The sequence below is a fragment of the Wukongibacter baidiensis genome (genome assembly GCF_050888315.1).
GTDB lineage: Bacteria > Bacillota > Clostridia > Peptostreptococcales > Caminicellaceae > Wukongibacter > Wukongibacter baidiensis.
Window position 1 is genome coordinate 5,360,290 of record NZ_CP138202.1, and the last position, 22,087, is coordinate 5,382,376.

At 32.6% G+C, this 22,087-nt stretch carries 25 protein-coding genes and 1 other annotated feature; of the genes, 14 read left to right on the top strand and 11 right to left on the bottom strand.

Features of this window, described 5'->3' with window-relative positions:
* Window positions 1-165 precede the first annotated feature (165 nt).
* Window positions 166-421: a binding site (T-box leader), on the bottom strand.
* A gap of 147 nt (window positions 422-568) precedes the next feature.
* Window positions 569-832 carry a DUF6440 family protein gene (locus tag R9X47_RS24150; RefSeq protein WP_432663648.1) on the bottom strand — a complete coding sequence of 88 codons (264 nt, stop codon included), beginning with the start codon at window positions 830-832 and terminating at the stop codon, window positions 569-571.
* Between the two features lie 239 nt (window positions 833-1,071).
* Here R9X47_RS24150 and R9X47_RS24155 point away from each other — a divergent pair, with 239 nt between their 5' ends.
* From R9X47_RS24155 to R9X47_RS24165, 3 genes are all read left to right on the top strand, one after another.
* A complete protein-coding gene (locus R9X47_RS24155; protein WP_432663649.1) occupies window positions 1,072-1,746 on the top strand; it encodes a response regulator transcription factor in 675 nt (224 codons plus the stop codon).
* Complete coding sequence (locus R9X47_RS24160) at window positions 1,747-3,228, top strand: sensor histidine kinase (RefSeq protein ID WP_432663650.1); 1,482 nt, start codon at window positions 1,747-1,749, stop codon at window positions 3,226-3,228.
* Window positions 3,229-3,297: 69 nt separating this feature from the next.
* Entirely contained in the window at window positions 3,298-4,989 is a 1,692-nt protein-coding gene (locus tag R9X47_RS24165; RefSeq protein WP_432663651.1) for a DUF1566 domain-containing protein, read from the top strand.
* A gap of 130 nt (window positions 4,990-5,119) precedes the next feature.
* On the opposite strand, the gene R9X47_RS24170 is transcribed toward R9X47_RS24165, so the two are convergent.
* The 3 genes from R9X47_RS24170 to R9X47_RS24180 all read right to left on the bottom strand — a co-directional run bounded on the left by R9X47_RS24170 (window position 5,120) and on the right by R9X47_RS24180 (window position 6,253).
* Window positions 5,120-5,302 carry a DUF6897 domain-containing protein gene (locus R9X47_RS24170; protein ID WP_432663652.1) on the bottom strand — a complete coding sequence of 61 codons (183 nt, stop codon included), beginning with the start codon at window positions 5,300-5,302 and terminating at the stop codon, window positions 5,120-5,122.
* Window positions 5,303-5,608: 306 nt separating this feature from the next.
* A complete protein-coding gene (locus R9X47_RS24175; protein WP_432663653.1) occupies window positions 5,609-5,797 on the bottom strand; it encodes a hypothetical protein in 189 nt (62 codons plus the stop codon).
* Window positions 5,798-6,070: 273 nt separating this feature from the next.
* The gene (locus R9X47_RS24180) at window positions 6,071-6,253 is read right to left on the bottom strand and encodes a DUF6897 domain-containing protein (RefSeq protein ID WP_432663654.1); all 183 of its coding nucleotides are present in this window, start codon (window positions 6,251-6,253) and stop codon (window positions 6,071-6,073) included.
* Window positions 6,254-6,342: 89 nt separating this feature from the next.
* On the opposite strand from R9X47_RS24180, the gene R9X47_RS24185 reads away from it, so the two are divergent.
* Window positions 6,343-6,519, top strand: a complete 177-nt coding sequence (locus tag R9X47_RS24185; protein ID WP_432663655.1) for a hypothetical protein — start codon at window positions 6,343-6,345, stop codon at window positions 6,517-6,519.
* On the opposite strand, the gene R9X47_RS24190 is transcribed toward R9X47_RS24185, so the two are convergent.
* The 4 genes from R9X47_RS24190 to R9X47_RS24205 form a co-directional block, all read right to left on the bottom strand.
* Window positions 6,516-6,782 carry a hypothetical protein gene (locus R9X47_RS24190; protein WP_432663656.1) on the bottom strand — a complete coding sequence of 89 codons (267 nt, stop codon included), beginning with the start codon at window positions 6,780-6,782 and terminating at the stop codon, window positions 6,516-6,518. The genes R9X47_RS24185 and R9X47_RS24190 overlap by 4 nt on opposite strands.
* 32 nt (window positions 6,783-6,814) lie before the next feature.
* Window positions 6,815-8,248 carry a LysM peptidoglycan-binding domain-containing protein gene (locus R9X47_RS24195; protein ID WP_432663657.1) on the bottom strand — a complete coding sequence of 478 codons (1,434 nt, stop codon included), beginning with the start codon at window positions 8,246-8,248 and terminating at the stop codon, window positions 6,815-6,817.
* A 154-nt stretch (window positions 8,249-8,402) separates the two neighbouring features.
* On the bottom strand, window positions 8,403-8,615 hold the full coding sequence (locus R9X47_RS24200; protein ID WP_432663658.1) for a hypothetical protein: 213 nt from the start codon (window positions 8,613-8,615) through the stop codon (window positions 8,403-8,405).
* A 142-nt stretch (window positions 8,616-8,757) separates the two neighbouring features.
* Entirely contained in the window at window positions 8,758-9,276 is a 519-nt protein-coding gene (locus R9X47_RS24205; RefSeq protein ID WP_432663659.1) for a hypothetical protein, read from the bottom strand.
* Window positions 9,277-9,633: 357 nt separating this feature from the next.
* On the opposite strand from R9X47_RS24205, the gene R9X47_RS24210 reads away from it, so the two are divergent.
* From R9X47_RS24210 to R9X47_RS24220, 3 genes are all read left to right on the top strand, one after another.
* Window positions 9,634-10,263 carry a flavodoxin family protein gene (locus R9X47_RS24210; RefSeq protein WP_432663660.1) on the top strand — a complete coding sequence of 210 codons (630 nt, stop codon included), beginning with the start codon at window positions 9,634-9,636 and terminating at the stop codon, window positions 10,261-10,263.
* Between the two features lie 266 nt (window positions 10,264-10,529).
* Window positions 10,530-10,757, top strand: coding sequence for a hypothetical protein (locus tag R9X47_RS24215; protein ID WP_432663661.1), 228 nt, complete (start codon window positions 10,530-10,532; stop codon window positions 10,755-10,757).
* 245 nt (window positions 10,758-11,002) lie between these two features.
* The gene (locus R9X47_RS24220; protein WP_432663662.1) at window positions 11,003-11,932 is read left to right on the top strand and encodes a multicopper oxidase family protein; all 930 of its coding nucleotides are present in this window, start codon (window positions 11,003-11,005) and stop codon (window positions 11,930-11,932) included.
* A gap of 80 nt (window positions 11,933-12,012) precedes the next feature.
* Here the strand turns inward: R9X47_RS24220 and R9X47_RS24225 are convergent, their stop codons facing one another.
* Window positions 12,013-14,166, bottom strand: coding sequence for a transporter substrate-binding domain-containing diguanylate cyclase (locus tag R9X47_RS24225; protein WP_432663663.1), 2,154 nt, complete (start codon window positions 14,164-14,166; stop codon window positions 12,013-12,015).
* A 212-nt stretch (window positions 14,167-14,378) separates the two neighbouring features.
* On the opposite strand from R9X47_RS24225, the gene R9X47_RS24230 reads away from it, so the two are divergent.
* The 3 genes from R9X47_RS24230 to R9X47_RS24240 all read left to right on the top strand — a co-directional run bounded on the left by R9X47_RS24230 (window position 14,379) and on the right by R9X47_RS24240 (window position 17,021).
* Window positions 14,379-14,612, top strand: a complete 234-nt coding sequence (locus R9X47_RS24230; RefSeq protein ID WP_432663664.1) for a hypothetical protein — start codon at window positions 14,379-14,381, stop codon at window positions 14,610-14,612.
* Between the two features lie 22 nt (window positions 14,613-14,634).
* The gene (locus tag R9X47_RS24235) at window positions 14,635-15,846 is read left to right on the top strand and encodes an MFS transporter (protein WP_432663665.1); all 1,212 of its coding nucleotides are present in this window, start codon (window positions 14,635-14,637) and stop codon (window positions 15,844-15,846) included.
* Between the two features lie 263 nt (window positions 15,847-16,109).
* Window positions 16,110-17,021, top strand: a complete 912-nt coding sequence (locus R9X47_RS24240; RefSeq protein ID WP_432663666.1) for a bifunctional helix-turn-helix transcriptional regulator/GNAT family N-acetyltransferase — start codon at window positions 16,110-16,112, stop codon at window positions 17,019-17,021.
* Between the two features lie 159 nt (window positions 17,022-17,180).
* On the opposite strand, the gene R9X47_RS24245 is transcribed toward R9X47_RS24240, so the two are convergent.
* Window positions 17,181-18,185, bottom strand: coding sequence for an endonuclease/exonuclease/phosphatase family protein (locus R9X47_RS24245; protein WP_432663667.1), 1,005 nt, complete (start codon window positions 18,183-18,185; stop codon window positions 17,181-17,183).
* A gap of 91 nt (window positions 18,186-18,276) precedes the next feature.
* Here R9X47_RS24245 and R9X47_RS24250 point away from each other — a divergent pair, with 91 nt between their 5' ends.
* Window positions 18,277-18,420, top strand: coding sequence for a hypothetical protein (locus tag R9X47_RS24250; protein ID WP_432663668.1), 144 nt, complete (start codon window positions 18,277-18,279; stop codon window positions 18,418-18,420).
* Between the two features lie 197 nt (window positions 18,421-18,617).
* Here the strand turns inward: R9X47_RS24250 and R9X47_RS24255 are convergent, their stop codons facing one another.
* Window positions 18,618-18,794 carry a hypothetical protein gene (locus tag R9X47_RS24255; protein ID WP_432663669.1) on the bottom strand — a complete coding sequence of 59 codons (177 nt, stop codon included), beginning with the start codon at window positions 18,792-18,794 and terminating at the stop codon, window positions 18,618-18,620.
* Window positions 18,795-19,147: 353 nt separating this feature from the next.
* Between R9X47_RS24255 and R9X47_RS24260 the strand changes: the two genes are divergently transcribed.
* From R9X47_RS24260 to R9X47_RS24270, 3 genes are all read left to right on the top strand, one after another.
* Entirely contained in the window at window positions 19,148-19,579 is a 432-nt protein-coding gene (locus tag R9X47_RS24260; RefSeq protein WP_432663670.1) for a MarR family winged helix-turn-helix transcriptional regulator, read from the top strand.
* Between the two features lie 59 nt (window positions 19,580-19,638).
* A complete protein-coding gene (locus tag R9X47_RS24265) occupies window positions 19,639-20,790 on the top strand; it encodes a cation:proton antiporter (RefSeq protein WP_432663671.1) in 1,152 nt (383 codons plus the stop codon).
* Between the two features lie 69 nt (window positions 20,791-20,859).
* Window positions 20,860-22,080 carry a patatin-like phospholipase family protein gene (locus R9X47_RS24270; RefSeq protein ID WP_432663672.1) on the top strand — a complete coding sequence of 407 codons (1,221 nt, stop codon included), beginning with the start codon at window positions 20,860-20,862 and terminating at the stop codon, window positions 22,078-22,080.
* Window positions 22,081-22,087 lie beyond the last annotated feature (7 nt).

Genomic DNA, 22,087 nt, shown 5'->3' on the forward strand with positions numbered 1-22,087 from the left:
AATTACTTGCACCCTTTCAAACTTTTCATGAATAATTCGGGTTAAATTTTATCTTCTCTTTAAATACAACTCTTTGTAACTTTCATGTTCATGTATTTTTCATGATTGTCAGCCCTCCTTTCAAAAAGAAAATAAAAATAAAAAATCCCCTATATGCTTATGCATATAGAGGACGAATATATCGCGGTGCCACCTCATGTTTACAATGATAACAAGATTTTAATTATCATAGCAATCTTCTTTAGATACGGGAAAAGATCCGATATCCTATCTCTATAACGGGAGAAGCCCGTGTCGCTTACTAAAATTTCAGCTTCAACTCATGAGTCCATTCAATTTGCTTTATAATATTAGACTCTCACCAACGTCTAACTCTCTGTAATTAATCCACAAATCTACTACTCTCAATCAATGATTTATAAAATATTTAATTGAATAGCATAAGAATAATTATTCGAACTTCTGAATAATAATTTGAATTAAATTATAATGGTAAAGAAGACATATGTCAATACCTTTTTTAAAATTATTAATAATCCGGGATTATACGGTAATATAAACTAAAAATCTAAAAGTTATCTCTAATAGGAGTTATCACTGGTTTTCCATATTGATCCAATAATACAGTTAAACCACTATTATAAGAAAGCAAATAATTCACTCCTGTTTTAGTATCTACAACAATTCTATAATGTGGTAATGAATTCTGTTTATATACAACTCTAAATCTTCCGCTCTCGCCAGCCTTATTAAGTCTATAGAATATTAATCCCACTACGATAGCTGCTACTAGCAAAGGAATTATAGGTAGTAGATAAACTGCTAGAGGCATAAATCATCATTCCCTTCATATGTATTCACTAACAATTATACCATGGACACATGAGTTTTATTCATTTCAAATAAATAAGGTTAAGTAGAATGGAGGATTTGATGTATTATATCTAATATTAGAAAATTGAAAAATAAATTGATCAATGATATATTTATGATATAAAATTGGACCTAATATATATAAACTAAGCCTTACTATGTGAAATCCGTATAAATAACTAAATAAGGAATGATTATATGAAGAAGTCTATATTGTACGGCGAAGATGATAAACGCTATAGAGATATTGTAAAAGCTTTTTTGAAAAAAAATGAATATGAAGTGACTACTGCTGTAAACGGTATGGAAGCATTGGAAATATTCACAGATAACCCTAATTATGATCTAGTTATTTTAGATGTTATGATGCCCGAAATGGATGGCTTTGAGGCCTGTGAGGAAATTCGTAAAATTTCTGACGTTCCTATTTTGATGCTTACCGCACTAGGAGACGATATAAACGAAATTAAGGGTATGGATATTGGCGCTGATGATTACATATCGAAACCCTTTTCGTATCCTCTATTGCTTGCCCATATCAAAGCTCTTTTAAGAAGAAAGCATAAGGAAGAGAATCAAGTCTTAGTTTGGGCTGGAATGGAACTAGATGAAGACAGGCGAAGGGTTAAGTTAAACGGAGAAATTCTAAACCTTACACCTAGAGAGTTTAACTTACTTATATATTTAGTAAAAAATAGAGGGCAGGCATTAAGTAGAGAACAGATTTTAGATAGAGTATGGGGTTATGAGTATGATGGAAACCTACGAACCATAGACACCCACATAAAAAGCTTAAGGTCTAAACTTGGAAAACTAGGGGATAATATTAAAACCATTTATCGTTATGGCTATTGCTTTGAGGAGGAAAAATAGATGAAATCTATTAAGGCCAAAATATTTGTCATCTTTTTATCCGTAGTGGTTCTAGCCGTGGGACTTATTATACTGCTGAACGCAACACTTCTATTTAAGTATAGTATATATCAAAATGAAAAGATTTTTATGAAAATAGCCTATGATATAATTCCCTATGCGAAAGGAAAAGAAGATGTAGAAATTATGGATTATTTTCGTGATAATTACATAGAGACAGGTATTGAATTTCTAGTGATACCAGCGGGGAGGCGAAGACCACCTCAATTTCATATGAGCCCGATTAGACCTATTGCAAAGGCTGATTTACAGCCTGATAATTCTAGATTTCAACCCAATAGGCCTAATCCCCTGCAGTATCAATCTTTAAAGAAAGCCACCGTGTCGGAAAATGAGTTGGACTTTGGAATTACATTAAGCCCTTCAGGACAAAAGAAAAATCTTGAATTGAATATAAAACTAGTTGATGATAGAACTATTATGCTTATAAAGCCTATAGGGATACTGATTGAAAATGTACAAATCTCTAATGAGTTTATAATGATGGCTAGTGCTATTGCTATTATTATCGGTGGTATTTTTGTATATTTTCTAGTAGATAGAGAAACAAAACCTATAATATCACTCCATAGACAAACTGAAAAAATTGCTAAGCTAGATTTTACCGATAGGTTTGATGCAAAGGGAAGGGATGAGATATCTAAATTAGGAGAGAACATTAATAATATATCCGATGAATTGAGTAAAAATATTAATGCGCTTCAAATGGCAAATGATAAACTGCAAAGTGATGTAGACATACTCAAAGAAGTTGAGGAAATGCGTAAACAGTTTATCGCAGCGGTATCCCATGAATTCAAAACACCTATTGGAGTTATCAAGAGTTATGCAGATGGGATAAAATATGATATAGCCGATAATGATGAAGAGCGTAAACGTTATATAGATGTTATCCTAGATGAAAGTGATCGTATGACAGGCATGGTTAAGGACTTAGTACAGCTTATGAAGATGGAATTAAATGAATATAAAATTGAGAAAAAAAGTGTTGATCTAGCAGATTATTTATCTGAGATTCAAAATAGATATAAAGGTTTTGTTAAGGACAATAATATATCACTTACTGTAAAAGAAGCACCTAAAACGGAAGTGAAAATGGATATTTCCCGGATAACCCAAGTAATAGATAATTTTATAAGTAACGCTATAAATAATATGCCAAGATACGGGAGTATTACTATCTGGGCTGAAGAAGTAGATGAGGGTATTTGCATAAATGTAAAAAATACAGGTAGTCATATAGATGAAGATAAACTACCTTATATTTGGGACAGCTTCTATAAAATAGATAAATCTAGAAATAGAGACATGAGTGGGTCTGGTTTAGGATTATCTATAGTAAAGGGGATAATGGAAGGACATGGAGGAAAGTATGGTGCCAAAAATACTGATGATGGAATAATATTTTTTGTGATTATCTAATTTAACACAAGTCCATCACAAGTTCTTGATATTCTATTAGTAATCAAAGAATATTGGAGGGAAGATGAAATGAAAAATAAAATGATGAAAAAGATACTTGTAATGCTAATGGCTGCAGTAATAGTATTTTCAGGATGTAGTTATCTTGCTTCAGCAGAGTATAATAAAGGTACGATTTATCAAGTAGAGCCAAAGCCTACATATGGCAATAGTCAGAACAATATGATGGGCAACTCGCAGAACACGATGAAGGAACAAATGGAAGCTGCACTTAAGCAGCTTGTAGAAGAAGGCGTATTAACTGAAGCTAAAGCAACTGAATTAAAAAGTTACCTTGAGAAGAATAGGCCAGTAAAAGGAAGTAAAGGTCAAAGCAAAGGAACTCAGGATCCAATACGTGGTGCTATAGAAGCTGGTATAATTACACAAAGTCAAGCACAAAAACTTGGAGAAATACTGAGACCAACAGGAGAAAATAAAGAGTCAGGTAAGAAGCAAAGACCAGGAAATAATCAAGTACCAGGGAACAATCAAGGGACAGGAAATTCTCAAGGACCACGCGAACAAGTTAGCTCAATTGCCTTTAAAGAGGCTAAAGCTATTGAAGCTAAGTTATTAAAAGATGCAGGATATTCAGCAAGTAAAAGCGGATATCCAATAGTTGATACAGGTCAAGAAGAATTTTATAGCGATAGAAGTGAGATTAGTGAACCAGATGAAGATGATGATTTCTATGGGCAAGATGGAAATTATGAAGGAAACACACCAGACTACACAGATAATGGCGATGGAACAATCACAGACAATGTTACAGGTCTAATGTGGCAACAAGATCCCGGTGAAAAAATGACATGGGAAGAAGCTGTAGAGAACATAAAGGATTTTGAACTTGCAGGCTATGATGATTGGCGTTTACCAACTATAAAAGAGCTTTATTCATTAATCCAGTTTAATGGTATTACAGAGAAGTCGGCAGATTCGTCAACACCTTATATTGACACAGATTACTTTGAATTTGAATATGGAGATGTAACAGGTGAACGTTTTATTGATTCTCAGTATGCAACTAGTACCATCTACGAAAGTACCACAATGAATGGAAATACAACCATGTTTGGTGTGAATTTCGCAGATGGTCGTATAAAAGGATATGGAATAAATAGCAAAAAATTCTACGTTATGTATGTACGTGGAAACACAAATTACGGTATGAACGACTTTGTTAATAATGGTGACGGAACCATTACCGACCTTTCAACGGGTCTTATGTGGCTTAAGTATGACAGCGGTCACTTTGAAGCTGGCCAAGATGAAGATGGGAAAATGGATTGGGAAGAAGCACTTGAGTGGGCTGAAGATCTTGAATATGCAGGTTATGATGATTGGAAACTACCGGATGCTAAGGAGCTTCAAAGTATCGTAGACTATACTAGATCTCTTGATACAACAAATTCCGCAGCTATCGACTCAATGTTTAAATCTACATCTATTGTAGATGTCAATGGAGAGAAAAACTATCCATTCTACTGGACTAGTACAACCCATTTAGAGGGACGTGAATTAGGCATAAATGCTGTATACGTTGCATTTGGTGAGGCACTCGGATATATGAATAATGAGTTTATGGATGTTCACGGTGCAGGAGCCCAAAGAAGTGACCCAAAAACAGGAGATAAAGAGGAATATCCTCAATATAAAGGTCCTCAGGGCGATTCAAGAATTGTTTACAACTTTGTAAGAGCAGTAAGAATAGCTGATTAAAATTATATATGTATAAGCATAATGTTTAGAAATTAAGGCGGGTTGGTAAGTACTAATGTAAATACCAATCCGCCTTAATTTTAGATAAGTCAGAAGTTCATCATTATGAGATATTTAGTCTAAATTCAGATTATAAAGGTCTAAAAGCTACAATATCTTCTCCTTGAATAGTAGTGAGTACACCGCCATTGTTTAAAACAACTAGATCATCAGAACCGTCTGATACAGTTCCTGTAAATGTAAATCCGCCCAATGTATTGATTTCAACATCAACTCCTTGGAATTGATTTCTAATAATATCAGCGATAGACATAAATAAGATCTCCCTTCATAAGATTTTTGATATATTTTTTCTTTTGAGATACAGGCACCTTTTATCTCGGTACATACTATTCTTGTCTGCAAAAAAGGTGCAATAAATTATGTTTTTATGAAAATAAGTAGAAATTTTAAATTAAACTCCGAATAATTCAATGTCATTATAAAAGGGAATTATTGTGGAATATAAAAAAGGGTGTCTCAGAATTATGAATTTCAAGAACTAAAATTCAGTTACTCTGTGACACCCATAGATTAAACTTAAAAGATGCTTTTAAGAGGCATCCCCCTGGTTACTATATTATAAAGGTCTAAAAGCTACAATATCTTCTCCTTGTATAGTAGTGAGCACACCAGCATTGTTTAAAACAACTAGATCATCTTCTTCAGAACCATCTGAAACAGTTCCGGTGAATGTGAATCCACCTAGTGTATTAATTTCAACATTAACTCCTTGAAACTGATTTCTGATAATATCAGCTATACTCATAAATAAAATCTCCTTTCATAAGATTTTGATATATTTTTTTCTCTGAGATACAGGCACCTTTTATCTCGGTACATACTATTCTTGTCTGCAAAAAAGGTGCATAAAATTATGTTTTATGTAAAATACATAGAAATTCTAAGTAAAGCTTTAAAAATTTTAAAAGTACAAATGAAACGATAAAAGGGCTGTCTCATAAAGATTTCTTACGAGCTCAGCCCTGGGGTGTTTCAGAAATTCGCAATTCTGAGACGCCCCACCTTAATTTTATAAATACTATAAAGGCCTAAAAGCTACAATATCTTCCCCCTCTATAGTAGTAAGTACACCGGCGTTGTTTAAAACAACTAAATTATCAGAACCGTCTGACACAGTTCCAATGAATGTGAATCCACCTAATGTATTGACTTCAACGTCAACCCCTTGAAATTGGCTTCTAATAATATCAGCAATAGTCACCAATGAAACCTCCCTTTATAAGTATTTTTCTATTAAGAACAGATGAAAATTTCCTCCGTATATAGTATTCTTAGCGCAAAAAAAGGTTCATGAAATTATGGCCTGAAAAAGGCAAGTACTTATGTAGAATGAAGGTGGTAGAAGAAGCAAATATTACAAATAGCACAATAGAAACCTACAATGGAGTATTGATAGGATTGTATTGTGCTAATTATATAAGCAATGATGAAAATAATTGTGAGTCAGACAATATAGTAGGAACTTAATAGACTTTCCTAGAACTGCTAGTTTTAGAACTATCATTTTGTGGATTATTCTTTTTAAGACTATTATTATTTTTAGGATTAATGTTTTTAAGGTTGTAATACTTACAATTAATAATTGAATCGTAGGCAATTTGATAAGCTTTTTGGATATCATCTAACTGTAGCAATTCACCGCGGAGTTTACCAGAAGCTATTCCATTACCTACGGCATTTATCCATGCCACTGTTATTTCCGTCGCTAGTTCCTGATTTGACTTAGGCATTTATTACTATCACCTCACCATCTAAGCCTTATCTATAACAAGTGTCTTACTTTAAATAAATTAGATATCATATACCATGTAGAAGGGAATGGTTGATTAATAAGCCAATAGAAAGTACCTCTTAAACCATACTCCTTAACCAATTCATATTTATAGTAGTGACTAAGGGCATTTTCAAACCATATTCGATGCTGACTGTTGTTATAATCTATATAATTCATATACGGTTGTTTTGCTTCATCGTCAAAGTGTATTCTAGCATTATACTTTATTCCACGATCCCATACATGAGGTAGTGTAACAGTAGTTGCTACGTTTTCAGGAGTATTGGGAAGCTCCCAGTCATAGCCGTAAAGCGTCATACCCATAAGAATCTTATTTGCTGGAATACCATTTGCAATAGCATAGTCTAGGGACCGTTTTACATAATCAATAGGTGCAGTTGGTCTTGGAGGACCCTCACGCCAACCCCATTCATAGGTCATGATAGCGGCAATATCGATATATTCACCTATGGCATTATAATCAAAGAAACCCGCCCAGTCTCGATCAGGCCAATCGCCCCACTTTGGAGCAAGATTTACGATAAGAATTTTATTTCTATCACGTAGTGCTTGAGAGAGTTGACGAATAAATCTAGTAAATAAATTTCTATCTGCTGGATATAAATTCTCAAAATCTATGATAATGCCACCAAGATCATATTTTTCAAGTAAAGCGACTATATTACTTATTAAATTATTAAGATTAGCAGTATCTGAAAGTACATCTCTAGCAAGTTCAGGACTAAAACTTCCAAACCTCAAATTTGTTAAGACTGGTAGGGCCATAACTCCCTTTTCACGAGCGGCCTTTAACATATCTGGATCTAGTTCACCTAATATTTCACCTGATGAAGTTATTGGGAAATCAAAGACTCCTAGGTAAGTAAGGTATGGTCCAAGGGTATCAATCATGAACAAATTAGCCTGTTCTGTAGTAGGTCTATAATAACCTAGAGTTTCAATAACTGGTTTTTGTTTTTGACTGTCATATATAACAAGATTTTGACCAGGATATATTAGGTAAGGATATTGTAGGCCGTTAAGGGCTATAATTTGGGAAGCTGTTGTATTGAAGCGTTGAGAGATAGACCAAAGACTATCGCCATATCTTACTGTGTAGTTAACGTTTTTAACTGGTATTTGCAATTTCTGTCCAACAAATAGTGAGTAGGGATATTTTAAATTATTAAAGCTTGCAATATTTCTATAATCAACATTAAATTTTTGACCAATAGACCATAAGCTATCCCCAGATCTTACAATGTACAAAAACGAATCTACAGGAATAACTAAATCCATTCCAATAACTAAATTGTTAGGTTGAGTTATTCCATTTGTACTAATAATTGACTGCATGGGTACACCAAACCTTTGAGATAGTGACCATAGATTATCCCCAGGCTTGACGTCATAAATTATCATAACATCACCTCTAAAATGCATCTTATAATATAATATGCATGATAAGGAATTTGTTGAATGTTTTGTTGAAAAAAACGCATTTTATGAACTTTAATAATAAGATATAAAATATACTTTGAGACATAGCGAAAGCACTTGGCTAAGCCAAGTGCTTTTATATTTTAGCTGCTTTTTTAGGTGTTGTATTTGCTCTTTTTTGTACAATCCTCATAGAACGATGTAGCTTTATATAAAAAATTAAAAAAAGTGTAGCAACGAGTATAATTATTCCAAGCAAGAATCCTTTTCCATTCAAAAGATATACTCCAAGACCAAATAATATGATTCCTAATATAGAAAGCATAATCTCTTTTATAATACCAGACATATTACAGCCTCCTCATTATTGAATTATAATAGGTAATATTTTAATTATAGCATTATTTACGAGATAAGAACAGAATTGAGTAGTTATTTCAAGAAATTAGAAAAATAGAAAACCACAAGGATTTCCTACTTAATAAGTAAGATTATATTAGATGTTCAGAGCTAACAGGCTGCTCAAGGTCATTGATGTTAACAGACTTTATAGAAAATTTATAGCCTTCATATACTGCTAGGGCATAAAAAACTAAATCCATAGGTGAGAAGGTAAATTTAAATATTTCAAATATAACTTGAACATTTATATAATTTAATAATTCAAAAAGTGCAATACCTTCTACTCTTGAAATAATAATGAAAGTAGCCAATAGATTTCCTAATAAACATCCTATAAGCGAGAATGTTGCACCGATTATTCCGAAATGTGAATCTATTCCCTTACCGCAATAACCAACACTTTTTCCAACTATAAAACCAACCCCTACGGCCATCCAACCGATTTGAAAATCTGTTATAACTGTTACAGCTGCCCAAATTATTGCTCCAATAAGACATCCTAAAAATCCACCTAAAACTCCCAGCCCAACATTTTGATTTAATCTTAATTCCTCAATTTTATAATCTAAATTACCGGTGATGCTTTCATATAGATTTTGACTCTCCATAAGTTCTGTCTCCTTAAATTTACATATTTTTCTTTCGTAAGTTTTTGAATCATACTTATAGAACTGTATAATTTCTTTAGGCTGATTCATAGAAATTCTACCACATTTAGATTGTAGGAACAATAGGAAAAAATGGAACAAAATTGAATTTGCTAAATATTACCTAAGCATAATGAAGAATGAGATAACTAAAGCGAAGAGGGGATAAAACTCTGAAATAGACAAAACTAGATAAAAAACGACAATAATAGTCAGAGGGTTTTTACAAAAATTGCATAATTAGTAGAGAGAATGATAATTTGGGTTTGATTCTCGGAATAAGTATGTGATTAAAAATTAAAAACAGGAGGAATTAAAATGGCAAAGATTTTAGGGTTTAGTGGAACAGCTATCAAGTCTGGAACAATTGAAAAAGCTATGGAGCATGTATTGAGATCGTCTGAAGCAGAGTATGAGATGATTCGTCTAAGTGAACTTGATATTAAGCCTTGTATGGGATGTTTAGAATGTGCAAAGGATAATCGATGTATTCAAAAAGACGATATGAACCAACTATTGGATAAAATTCTAGAGGCAGAAGCATTGGTGTTTAGTGGTTTTCCAACCTTTGGAACATTAAATGCATTGACTAAAACCTTCCTTGAGCGACTATATCCAGTGAGACATAAAGTAATGTTAACAAAGGGAAAGATAGGTGCAGCAATCGCTGGAGGTATTATCAATAATGATGCCATTGAAAAAGATTTATGTGGGTATTTTGGATGGTTAGAGATGGAATGTGCAGGATCGATAAAAATAGATGGCAATGTTCCATGTCTTTCTTGTGGATATGGTGAAACCTGTGATCAGAGTGTAGCAGCTATGATGTATGGCAAGGGAACAAAAATAACGCCCGAGCTATTTTATAGATTTGAAAATGATGAAGAAACTAAGGAAAAAGCAACGGAATTAGGAAGAAAATTAGGGGATGCCATTAGAAATAAGTAAGTTAATCATAAATGTTTCCATGTCATCAAAGCTTATACGAAAAAATTGACTTTTTCCATAATCTCAAGATATTTTTATAATATATGGGTCACTATCATGTTAAACCCAGATTATTCATGAAAAATTCAAAACTACTTGAACCCTTTCAAACTTTTCATGAATAATCTGGGTTAAATAATGTTTAAAATATTTCCACATACTAATATTACTCTTGGTAACTATGATAGTAGATGATTATATATTAAGTAAAAATGGGAGGACAGGGAATGTCAAGAATGCAAGATGCAGTAAGGGAAGTTATGGATACACTAGAGGCTAAGGCAAATGCCCAAGCTATCAGTGGAACAATGACTGAACACGCAATTAAAGATATTGTTAGTGAAATGGATCCAAATATAACAACTCCTAGTCAAGCATACGGTATCATGAGAGAAATAGACAATGGAGACTTTAGAGAAGCGGCAAGGATTTTACGTAGAAGTAATAGAGAATAGTATTAAAAAATTAGTTAGCTACTAGCTACTGGGTAATTGGGTTACGTCAATTAGGCTTTAAATATCTAATGGAATGGCCTCGAAACTAGTAGTTAGTAGCTAAAGCATGTCTATATCATATCATTAAGTGAGAAAGACTTTTTCACTTTTCCATTCAATTCACATGTACTTATATCTTGCGATCCAGAATAAACCTCATATCATAATCATATATTTTACTATATTAATATATATTGGAGGTTGATATGGTAATCACACCTGATGTTCCTATCTTACCGAGTATTGTAAAAAATAATGTTAGATACTTTGAGCTCATAGCAGAGCCGGTGAAAAGAGAAATCCTGCCAGGAATATTCATAAATGCCTGGGGCTATAACGGCTGTACACCTGGGCCCACTATATTTACTTATCCAGGTGAGGAAGTTTGTATTAGAGTCTATAATAGACTGCCTCAACCTACCAGTGTTCATTGGCATGGACTAGATATACCAAATAATATGGATGGAGTTCCAGCTGTAGAACCATCGCCTAAGATTGATCCTGGGTGTTATTTTGATTATAGATTTAAAATAACTAACCCTCCGGGAACACATATGTACCATTCGCACTTCTATACTATTATGCAGGATCTGATGGGACTTGAAGGCGGATTCATCATTTTAGACCCTAATGAAAAAGATATACAAAGGGATTTCTTTATTATGCTAAGTGCATATACTGTAGATATTAAGGCTTTTTCATTGGAAAAGGGAGTTTATAATACCAACCCCTTCTCAATGGATGAGAACTTCTTTATGATGAATGGAAGGTGCTTCCCCTATACAAGTCCACTAAGAATAAAAGAAGGGGATAATGTAAAGATAAGATTTGGAAATATTGGACTTAGAAATCATCCTATTCATTTGCATGGACATCAATTTTCAATAGTTGCATCCGATGGAAATACTATAGCAAAAGAGAATAGGCTTCTTAAAAATACTATATTAATATCCTCAGGAACTACATGGGATATAGTGTTTAAAGCAAACAATCCAGGGTTCTGGCCCATGCATTGTCATATTCCACATCATGTTAGTAATAATAAAACACTTCCCCTTGGAGGAATGACTACTGCGGTTGTTTATGAAGGATTCGATCCAGCTAAACATATGAAGAAGGCTACGTGCCTCTACTAAAGACAGGCAACTCAGAGCTTTAATAAATTTCGGAGAAATATAGAAAAACTGATTGAACTATCAATCAGTTTTTTATCTTATCAACTTATAAAATCCTCATAAACGATTTTTTTATACTTGGCTTTGTCCACATACATAGCTTTATCGGCTTCAAACAATAATTTTTCTGAAGAGATACTGGCATCATAGCGTATTGCATATCCTATCGAAGGCTGAGGGCCTTTTATTTTTGTATTTTCATTAACAGAAATTTCAGTACTACTGCATATATCTTTAATTTGCTTAATTAATTTCTGGATTTTCAATTCATCGTGATTATATAGGAAGATTAGAAACTCATCGCCACCCATACGTATCAATAATTTATCATTGGAAAACTGTTGAAGAACTTTGGCAAATGACTTAATAATCTCATCTCCTGCTTGATGTCCGTATGTATCATTGGTTAGTTTTAAATTATTCAAATCCATCATAATAAAAGCCTGTGGATATGGATATTGATCTATTTTTTCTTCAAGTGAATTAAAAAACAGCCTGTTATTGATGTTAGTAAGTGGATCAGTATACATTAAATGCTCTCGTTCCCTAAGTATTTTAGTCTCAGCTTTTTGATTGGCTAAATCTCTGACTATTTTAACTAAGACAAGAAATCCTACTATTAAAAAAACAATAGCTATGATTAAATACATACTCAGTCTTATATTTTTGATATTTTTTAGTGTAGGAACCTTTTCAATACCCCTATATTTAGCCTTTTCATAATCAACTAATACTAAGGCCTTATTGAAGATTGTTGCTAAGGCTTCATGTTCTTTATTAATTCCAAAATACAAAAAAGAATCAGCAGAGGTAGTACCTTTTTTTACAATATCAGTATATCCTAATCCTTCTATATAGTATTCGGCAACAGAAGGATTCTCAATAAAATAATCTACTTTATGATTATCTATTAAAGCCAAGGATTCTTTAATATCTTTTGTATATATAATTTCTGATTCTTTTAAATTCTTTTTAAGATAATCTTCGTGCCAAAATCCCTTTATAACTGCGACCTTTGAACCTTCTAAACCATATATATCATAAACCTGAGGTGAGGACTTTAAACCATAAATATTATCTCTTTCTTTGCTGAAGGCATTGGTAAAGGAAAAAATTGCTTCCCTCTCTTCACTTCTTGCCATATTAAGAACATCGATTTCATTGCTTAATGCTTGTTTATAAAGTGTATCAAAGGAATCCGGAATGCACTCAACTTCAATGCCAACTAAATTAGCGACTTCAGAAAACATCTCTCCTGCAATTCCGGTATAAGTATTTTCACTAGTAAAATGATCAATAGGTAAGTAGTCAGTTGGGATTCCTATCCGTACAACATGTCCTTCTTCTAGCCACTTAAGTTCTTTCTCAGATAAACATAATACCTTGCGAAAATATTTTACATTAGATCTATGAATCACTTTATCGATATACTCACTATTACTTATAATAATTTTGTTCATAATATTGGTTAAAGCTTTATCTTCCTTGCGTGTAGAAAATGTCATTTCTGAGTAAACATTTTGAATATCTGCAATATGCTTTATTTGAGGAAATTGATATAAATATTCATACATTACTCCACCGGTAGTAATAAAACCATCTATATCACCATTAATCATTCCTACTATAGCATCGTATTGATCAAGATATGTTTTCATATCATAATCAATATTTTCATAATTCTCATTAAAAAGCTTAATAATCATATCATCTTTAATAAAACCAATTTTTTTCTTATCTAAATCACCTATTGTGTAGATATCACTGTCCTTTAAGGTGAAAACTGAATACTTATTATCATAAACACTTTTGGTAAAGGTCAAGTATTTCAGCCTTTCTTCAGTAGGGTTTGCTCCAAATAGTATATCAATTGACCCATTAAGCACACCCTGATATGCTTCTGACCATGCCTTACTTTTGTCAATTTCTATATCTAAGCCGGTTTTATTTTCAAATAATTTTACTATATCAATTAAATAACCCTCATCATCTCCGTTATTATCAAAAAAATCCATTCCTGAATATGGATGTAAACCAACCTTTAAAACTCTGTTTTTATTAGACTCTATCCATTCCTGCTCTTCCTTAGTCAACTTTATAGGCCTTTTAGAGGGAGTTTCGGCATAAATAAAACCTAATGAAAAAGTAAACAAAATAGTACAGATAGATATTATGGATATAATTATTTTCCTCATATTATCACCTTATTCATAATATTACATTTATTGTAACATGTGAACTCACAACCAAACAAGCATAGGTTGTTACAGTTTATAAAGTTTGTAAATCTAGAGTTAGAATATTTTCAGTTTAAATAATTGGGAATGCTAGTTGGCAAAAATAATATTGAGAAAAAAATAATTTTGTGATAACATGTTGTTATAACAAAAAACGGAATAGAGGTGAGATGATGGCGGATATAAATGAGCTTATAGAGCTTAAGAATATTAACTTTAAACCAGAAGCAAAGGATGATTATGCAAGAATCAGAATCTCAAAGAAACAAAAAAAGGCTTTAAAAATGATGGCGAAAGAACGGAAAATGACAGTAACGGAACTTATACTGAGATTGCTTCAATACGAAAAAGAGACAAATGTTATATTGAACAAGGTTTTAGATGAAGAATTAAAAGTAGAATGAAAAAAAGAGGGGATATGGTTGAATGTTTAAAGGGACTGAAAAATTAAGTAAAGTTCAATTGATTTATTTTTGTATCATTGCCTTAACCGCACTTAGTTTAGGATTTAGTCATAGTGTAATGTCTAATTATTTCAAAGATGCTTATCAAATTACAGCTTATCAACGTGGGCTTATTGAGTTTCCAAGGGAATTACCAGGTGTACTTGTTATATTCATTATTGCAGCATTATCATCATTTTCGGATGTTCGTATCGCTATTACAGCTCAATTGCTAAGTATAATAGGTATAGGTGTACTAGGATTTATTACACCTCCATTTACAATTATGCTGGTTTTCATTTTCATCAATTCCTGTGGTATGCACTTGTTTATGCCGCTAAAGGATAGCATAGGTATTTCTCTGATTAAGGATGAGAATATCGGTAAGAGAATGGGTCAATATAAAGGCGTAGCAACGGCCTTTACCATGATAGCTGGAATACTGGTTTTTATTGGGTTTAGGACGGGATTATTTGACTTTACAAGCAAGGTAAAGTGGATATTCATTATATCGGCTTTATCATTAACAATAGTTCTTATTTTACTTTTACTCATAGGAAGATTAATTGAACAGCCAATAAAAAGCAATAAGAAATTGAATTTTGTTTTTAGGAAAGAATACAAGTACTATTATACCCTGGTAGTTATGTGGGGTGTACAAAAGCAGATTATGATCGTATATGGACCTTGGGTGCTTATAGATATATTAAACAAGAAAGCTGATACCTTAGCAATTCTAGGGATAATTGGTGCCTTCATAGGTATATTCTTTATTCCTGCTCTAGGTAGATGGATTGATAGATTTGGTATTAAGAAGCTACTCTACGCCGATGCCTTATCCTTTATCTTTGTATATTTGGTATATGGACTTTTAAGTGCAGGGTTTGCTTCTGGAAGATTACCTGTCATAGGCGTTCCTGTATTACTAGCCTATATGCTGTTTATAGTTGATAGGATGTCTACTCAAATGGGTATGATAAGAACTATCTACCTACGTTCTATTGCTGTGGATACTTCTGATATTATGCCTACACTATCCTTGGGACTTAGTTTAGATCATACGGTTTCAATTATATGTGCTTACTTAGGAGGAATCGTTTGGAGCCTATGGGGTCCACAATACATATTCTTTTTAGCAGCATCTCTTTCATTGGTGAATTTATATGTTGCTAGCAAGGTAAGAGTAGATCAATAGAAGAAAAACATTTAAGGTGTTTGTTTATAATGAAAAGGAAGCAAACTATAAAATCTACGGTTATTGTGAAATTATCAATAACTGTAGATTTTTTTTTGAAGATAATATATTAAAACAATTTAAATGACTATTTAAGTCAAGTTATATATTTTTTATTCTGAAATAGGATCTTTTGGAATTGTAACAGAAAAAAATAGTTGACTCAGTCAAATAAATTCTATATAATTAATATAAAATTCTGATAATTTAAAGAGGGGATTTTAATGAAAAACGAATCGATAATTTTAGAGATAAGAAGCTTTAACCGTTTTTACACAAAAATATTAGGATTGATCGATAAACATATACTCGATAGTCCATTTACTCTTATGGAAGCCCGTGTTCTTTTTGAAATTAGAAATATCAAGGATTGCACCGCAAATATTTTAACTGATAAGCTAGACGTTGATCCGGGACATTTGAGTAGAATATTAAAGAAATTTGAGTCCAATGAGCTTCTTTACAAAGAAAAATCTAGAGCCGATGGTCGAGCATACTTGCTCTACTTAACAGAGAGGGGAAAAGAAACTCTTTCTAAGATTGTGGAAAAATCCAACAGTCAAATCCAACAGCTAATAGGGCATCTAAACAAAAAAGAACAGGAAAAACTGGTTAATTCAATGAAATATATAGAAGAATCTCTAACCTCAGATATTTCGCCTATTAATATTAGAACTTTTAAATCGGAGGATATTGAACATATTATTGAAAGACATTTAGAACTGTATAGTTCTGAATATGAATTTGATGATACATTCAGGGTTTACATTACTAATGGTATATATGATTTTGTTAAATCCCATGACAAGGAGAGAGAAGATATATGGGTTGCAGAATTAGATGGGAAGATAATAGGTACCATAGCCGTTGTGAAAATAGAAAATTCTATAGCAGAACTTCATTGGTTCCTTATTGACCCAGATATACGTGGTAGAGGACTAGGAAAGAGATTGATGAAAACAGCTATGGAGTTTTGCAAAGAAAAGAACTACAGGAGGGTCTTTCTCTGGACTCTTAACAATCTGAAAGCTGCTCGTCATCTCTATAAATATTATGGATTTGAATTAACTGAAACACGTGAACATGATCTTTGGGGAAAACATTTAATCGAAGAGCGTTGGGATATAGAATTGTAGTTTAACCTTAAAAAGAGCTGATAGTTAGAATCCAGCTCTTTTTTTCAAATAGATTATCTCATGTTCAATAAGTAACATAAAAAATATATCATATAGGGAATCATAGTAGAAATCACCAATCGTGATGAGATAACTATTCATATAATTTATAGGATTTTATTATTCTGTTTCTACCATGGAACTAGACTCTAAAAAATGTGAGCAATGATGAAATTTGAGCTTAGCAACAACTCCAGCATGATCTGATGGCCAAAGTCCACAAGGGGTTCGATCTCTTTGCCTATCACCAACCCTATTAATCCTTTTAACATCAAAGCTATCTCTAAAGAGAATAAGATCGATTCTTTCACTTAGAGTAGAGATTGGATTAAGTAAATTTCTAGCTTGAGCAGATGTAAAACCAGGACCTCTACCTTCGATATCCCAGGCATCGGTGAAACCAGATTCAATTAGCAGGTCATAGGTTGGTGATTCATCAGACTCTGCATCGGAGTTGAAATCTCCTATAAAAAGAAGAGGTAGATCTGTAACTCCAGGACCATTTAACAACTCATTTGCTTGAGCAAAACGAATCTCAGTTGAGTTTGCCTCTAAATGAGTATTGACTAACCTAAACTTTTGGTTATATAGACATATATCAACAGAAGACCAACCCCTTAAAACTGTAAAAGGCTGACCTCCAACTGGAACAACTAAGTTTGTCTCAAAGTTACTTTCTTGAATATTAGAAAATTTCAATGGAGATTTTGAACTTGTAAGGATAACATCACGATCCAATATTCCAATCATGTCATCTGTACTGCTTGGAAGTCTACTTTTAAAATTTCTATTTATAGCTACTATATTGTAGTCTAAGCCTAGTTTCTTTAAATCTCCAAGAAGAATATCTAAAAAATCAATTACATCTAAACTTGTTGGCGATTGAACTGTCCATACGGCTACCTCCTGAAGACAAATAATATCGGGCCTTGCCTTACATATCTGCTTTGCAATAGACTTGGCCCTTGCTGGAAAGTTTGTTTGCTTAAATTGATTAAATACTTCAGTTACAGCCTCAGGAACTTCTTCTGGAGTTGTATTAATGAGTGGATTGAGATCTGCTCCAAAATAAATGTTCCAAGTTATAATTGATAGACGCTTCCTTCTAAATCTTTTACTGGACATAGTGTCACAGACTCCTTTTTGGTTTACTATATGAAAGAAAAAGTTTTTTGGTGTATTTGATATAATTATTGAAAGAGGGGAGAGGGATAAAATGAAATATGTAGATGTTATTGAAGATACTATTAACCATAAAGAGGATAGTTTAGAGAGTGATATAGATTTGGAATCCCTAGCAAATAGATTCTATTTATCGAAGTTCTACTTCCTCAGGATTTTTGTAGCAGTTTATGCTTAGATAGATGTACCACCTTTGGTTCTTATTTTATTGAAAAAGATGAAAAAAATCAGAGAAATGGATAAACTAAAATCTAAGATTAAACAGGGGATTGGTAAATAGAAACACTCTTTTAAGTGTATCTATGTACCAGTCCCCTAGTTATAGAAGATTACAGGCTGTTTGAAAATTTAGGTTTGCCGTTAGCCTAAAAGATATTATTTACTCATAGCTTTTTCAATACTATCTAATCTATATACCACTTGCTTCAACTCTTCTAACATTGCAGGCAAAAGAGTTTGAATCTCGTTGATTTTTTGCTTTGCTTCATTTCTTTCTGCTTCTAACCTATCGTGATTTTCTAAATAAGAGTTTGTGTAAAAATTAGATGACATAAGTAATTCCCTCCTTTCTGGTTATAAATTTTCTATATCCTTATACATGCAAAAATTGTTATATTAATAATCATACCCTTATATACAGTGCTGGAAATCGATAAGACTAATATAAAAGGGGTGGAATCTTGCTTAACTAAGTAAGACTATTTACCTAAAGATTATCACAAATTATCTGTAATGAATATAAAATTGTAATGATTACAAATTTATTATATTTCCATTTTGTGATTTTGTCAAGTTTTTCTAGAAATTTATCTATAAATCTTTTGAAATTTCCGTTGACAATATTAAGCAATTAAACTAAAATGAAATTAGTTAGTTTGAAACTAATTAAAAAGAGGTGGATAACAGTGCTAAAAAAAATATTTGAAGATATATATTACTATCTAGATGATGAGTTAACAAAAAAGGCTATGGCACAGTTTAATATAGAGGATCTATCCAAAATCAGTATTAATCATTTGGATTACCTAGAGGTTATCAATAAAAAAGGAAAACCGACATTAGGAGAAATTGCTGCAGAATTAGAGTATGCCAAACCTTCTGTCACTACAATGGTGAACAAATTGATCAAGCAAGGATTTGTAAGAAAGGTACAATCCGATGAGGATAAAAGGGTATTTTATGTAGAATTAACTGACTTAGGCAAGGCCTTAGTAGAGGTACAGTTAAGTGTGTATCGAGAATTTGCTAATGATCTTGAAAAGATCTTAGAAGAGGATGAGGTTGAAAGATTGTCAGTTTTATTAAACAAGGGGTTAAATGCAATTAAGAGAAAATAGGTTTGAAAAAATAAATAGTTAGTTATTAGCTAACTAAATAAAAATGGAGGATATCTAAAATGCATTCAGACATGAAATTTCTAGTGGATTTAGTAATAATTTTGATTGCAGCAGGTGCAGGAACACTTATATGTAGAAGGTACGGTCAACCGAGAATTTTAGGACAGATCTTAGCGGGAGTTTTAGTTGGGCCTTCAATATTTGGTCTTGTAAGCCACAGCAGTTTTATAAGTAACCTAGCTGAAATCGGTGTAATTCTTTTAATGTTCCTAGCGGGACTTGAAACTGACTATAACGAATTAAAGGAATCCTTTGAGAAATCTTCTTCCATCGCAGTAGGTGGAATTATAGCTCCCTTTGCATTGGGGATGCTAGGTATCTATTTAATAAAGGATAACGTCGAAATTTCAGAAGCCATTTTTGTAGGAGTAATCTTAACTGCAACTAGTATGGGTATTACTGTCCAAACCCTAACGGAGATGGGAAAATTAAAAACTAAACAAGGAGTAAGTATTCTAGGAGCAGCAATAATTGATGATATAGTGGGGATTATTATTCTAACTATAGTTCTTGGAGTCTTTGGTAAGGGACACACTAGTGTAACAATGCTTATATTAAAAATACTTGCATTTTTCCTTATATTATCTATTGTTGGAGGAATGCTCTCTAAGTTTATATTAAAGAATAGAAAGATAATTAGAAAAATAAAACCTATATATCTGCTCAGTGTATCGCTAATCTTAGCATTACTATTTGCTAGTTTTGCCAGTGAATTCGGTATGGCTGCTATTATCGGATCATACTTCATAGGTGTTGTTATATCCACTACTCAATTGAAGGGTCGAATAACTAAGGAAGTATCTAGATTCGGATATGGATTTTTCATACCTATATTCTTCGTAAACATAGGGTTAGGTGTACAGCTTCAAAAAGTATTTGGAAACCTGGGAATTGCAATTACCATAGCTGCTATTGGAATAATCAGTAAGATCTTAGGTTCAGGTATTGGTGCTAAGTTATCAGGCTTTACAAAAAAGGAGTCACTGCAAATTGGTATAAGTATGGTTCCAAGGGCAGAAGTAGCCTTGATAGTTGCCAATCTAGGAATGAAGACGGAATTTATAAAAGATGATATCTTCACTTCGATTATACTACTTGTGATTCTTTCAACAATACTAACACCTATAATGCTTAAAAAGGCCTATGACTAGAAATTAATAACGGATTATATATATTTGAAAAAATGTTAAACAATAAAAGATAGAAAAGGGGGTAATATTATGTACGGCTTAGTTTTGGAAGGCGGAGGAGCTAGAGGAGCATTTCAAATAGGATCTTGGAAGGCTCTGAGGGAAATAGGCGTAGAAATTAAAGGGATTTCTGGAACCTCTGTAGGAGCACTAAATGGTGCGATGATTATACAGGATGACTTTGAAAAGACCTATGATTTATGGTATAACCTATCTCCATCACAGGTGGTTAATGTCGAGGACGAGATGGCAGAAAAATTAATGAAACTTGATATAAAATATGATGAGATAAATTATTTAGTAAAAGGACTAAGCAAGCTGTGGAATGATATGGGGATCGACATAACACCTTTGAAGGAGCTTTTAAAGGTAAATATTGATGAGGAAAAAATCCGAAAATCCGATATGGATTTTGGTATAACAACAATATGTCTTACAGATATGAAGCCCTTAGAATTATTTATTGAAGATATAGAAGAAGGCAAGCTCATAAACTATTTACTTGCTAGTTCCAGAATGCTCGTTTTCAAGCAGGAAAGGCTAGATGGAAAGCTGTTTATAGATGGAGGGTACTATAATAAACTTCCAATTAACTTGCTTTCATCAAAGGGTTACAAGGATTTAATTGTAGTAAAACTAGATAAATATGAACCTATATTTAAGGCAGTAGAGGATAATCTAAATATTACTTATATAAAACCATCTGAAGAACTGGGAAGAATGCTTGATTTTTCACAGTCAAAGATTAGAAGAAATATGGAGCTTGGATATTTTGATACCATTAAGACATTTCATAAATTAAAGGGCAGAAAATATTACGTAAGGCCAAAGGGAAATGAAAGTTATTTTCTAGATTACTTTATGAATCTAGATGAAGACACAGTCCTTAGAATGGGCAAAATATTAGGAACTCCAGATATGCCATTTAAAAGAATGTTATTTGAATATATAATCCCAAGGCTTGCAGAGCTACTTGGACTTCAGAAGGATGTTAACTACGAAGAGATCGTTTTGGCTATATTTGAAGAAGCCGCTCAAAGATATGATATAGAGAGATTTAAAGTATATAGTTTTGAAGATTTAGAGGATGAAGTTCTAGAAAAATTTAGACCTTGTAAAGAAAGTGTATCGAATAAAATACCTAGATTTTTGAAACAAAGTGATTTAGTTTTAAAAACCTTCAAAGATGATATTCTAAATGAGATTATCGATGAATTATTAGGTAGCATAGCATGGGTAACCTCTGTGTAATAAAAAA

Bases quoted from the DNA above. Each gene is read 5' to 3' on its own strand.
- R9X47_RS24150 (WP_432663648.1), bottom strand. From the start codon at position 832: ATGCCTCTAGCAGTTTATCTACTACCTATAATTCCTTTGCTAGTAGCA.
- R9X47_RS24155 (WP_432663649.1), top strand. From the start codon at position 1,072: ATGAAGAAGTCTATATTGTACGGCGAAGATGATAAACGCTATAGAGAT.
- R9X47_RS24160 (WP_432663650.1), top strand. From the start codon at position 1,747: ATGAAATCTATTAAGGCCAAAATATTTGTCATCTTTTTATCCGTAGTG.
- R9X47_RS24165 (WP_432663651.1), top strand. From the start codon at position 3,298: ATGAAAAATAAAATGATGAAAAAGATACTTGTAATGCTAATGGCTGCA.
- R9X47_RS24170 (WP_432663652.1), bottom strand. From the start codon at position 5,302: ATGTCTATCGCTGATATTATTAGAAATCAATTCCAAGGAGTTGATGTT.
- R9X47_RS24175 (WP_432663653.1), bottom strand. From the start codon at position 5,797: ATGAGTATAGCTGATATTATCAGAAATCAGTTTCAAGGAGTTAATGTT.
- R9X47_RS24185 (WP_432663655.1), top strand. From the start codon at position 6,343: ATGAAATTATGGCCTGAAAAAGGCAAGTACTTATGTAGAATGAAGGTG.
- R9X47_RS24190 (WP_432663656.1), bottom strand. From the start codon at position 6,782: ATGCCTAAGTCAAATCAGGAACTAGCGACGGAAATAACAGTGGCATGG.
- R9X47_RS24195 (WP_432663657.1), bottom strand. From the start codon at position 8,248: ATGATAATTTATGACGTCAAGCCTGGGGATAATCTATGGTCACTATCT.
- R9X47_RS24200 (WP_432663658.1), bottom strand. From the start codon at position 8,615: ATGTCTGGTATTATAAAAGAGATTATGCTTTCTATATTAGGAATCATA.
- R9X47_RS24205 (WP_432663659.1), bottom strand. From the start codon at position 9,276: ATGGAGAGTCAAAATCTATATGAAAGCATCACCGGTAATTTAGATTAT.
- R9X47_RS24210 (WP_432663660.1), top strand. From the start codon at position 9,634: ATGGCAAAGATTTTAGGGTTTAGTGGAACAGCTATCAAGTCTGGAACA.
- R9X47_RS24215 (WP_432663661.1), top strand. From the start codon at position 10,530: ATGTCAAGAATGCAAGATGCAGTAAGGGAAGTTATGGATACACTAGAG.
- R9X47_RS24220 (WP_432663662.1), top strand. From the start codon at position 11,003: ATGGTAATCACACCTGATGTTCCTATCTTACCGAGTATTGTAAAAAAT.
- R9X47_RS24225 (WP_432663663.1), bottom strand. From the start codon at position 14,166: ATGAGGAAAATAATTATATCCATAATATCTATCTGTACTATTTTGTTT.
- R9X47_RS24230 (WP_432663664.1), top strand. From the start codon at position 14,379: ATGATGGCGGATATAAATGAGCTTATAGAGCTTAAGAATATTAACTTT.
- R9X47_RS24235 (WP_432663665.1), top strand. From the start codon at position 14,635: ATGTTTAAAGGGACTGAAAAATTAAGTAAAGTTCAATTGATTTATTTT.
- R9X47_RS24240 (WP_432663666.1), top strand. From the start codon at position 16,110: ATGAAAAACGAATCGATAATTTTAGAGATAAGAAGCTTTAACCGTTTT.
- R9X47_RS24245 (WP_432663667.1), bottom strand. From the start codon at position 18,185: ATGTCCAGTAAAAGATTTAGAAGGAAGCGTCTATCAATTATAACTTGG.
- R9X47_RS24250 (WP_432663668.1), top strand. From the start codon at position 18,277: ATGAAATATGTAGATGTTATTGAAGATACTATTAACCATAAAGAGGAT.
- R9X47_RS24255 (WP_432663669.1), bottom strand. From the start codon at position 18,794: ATGTCATCTAATTTTTACACAAACTCTTATTTAGAAAATCACGATAGG.
- R9X47_RS24265 (WP_432663671.1), top strand. From the start codon at position 19,639: ATGCATTCAGACATGAAATTTCTAGTGGATTTAGTAATAATTTTGATT.
- R9X47_RS24270 (WP_432663672.1), top strand. From the start codon at position 20,860: ATGTACGGCTTAGTTTTGGAAGGCGGAGGAGCTAGAGGAGCATTTCAA.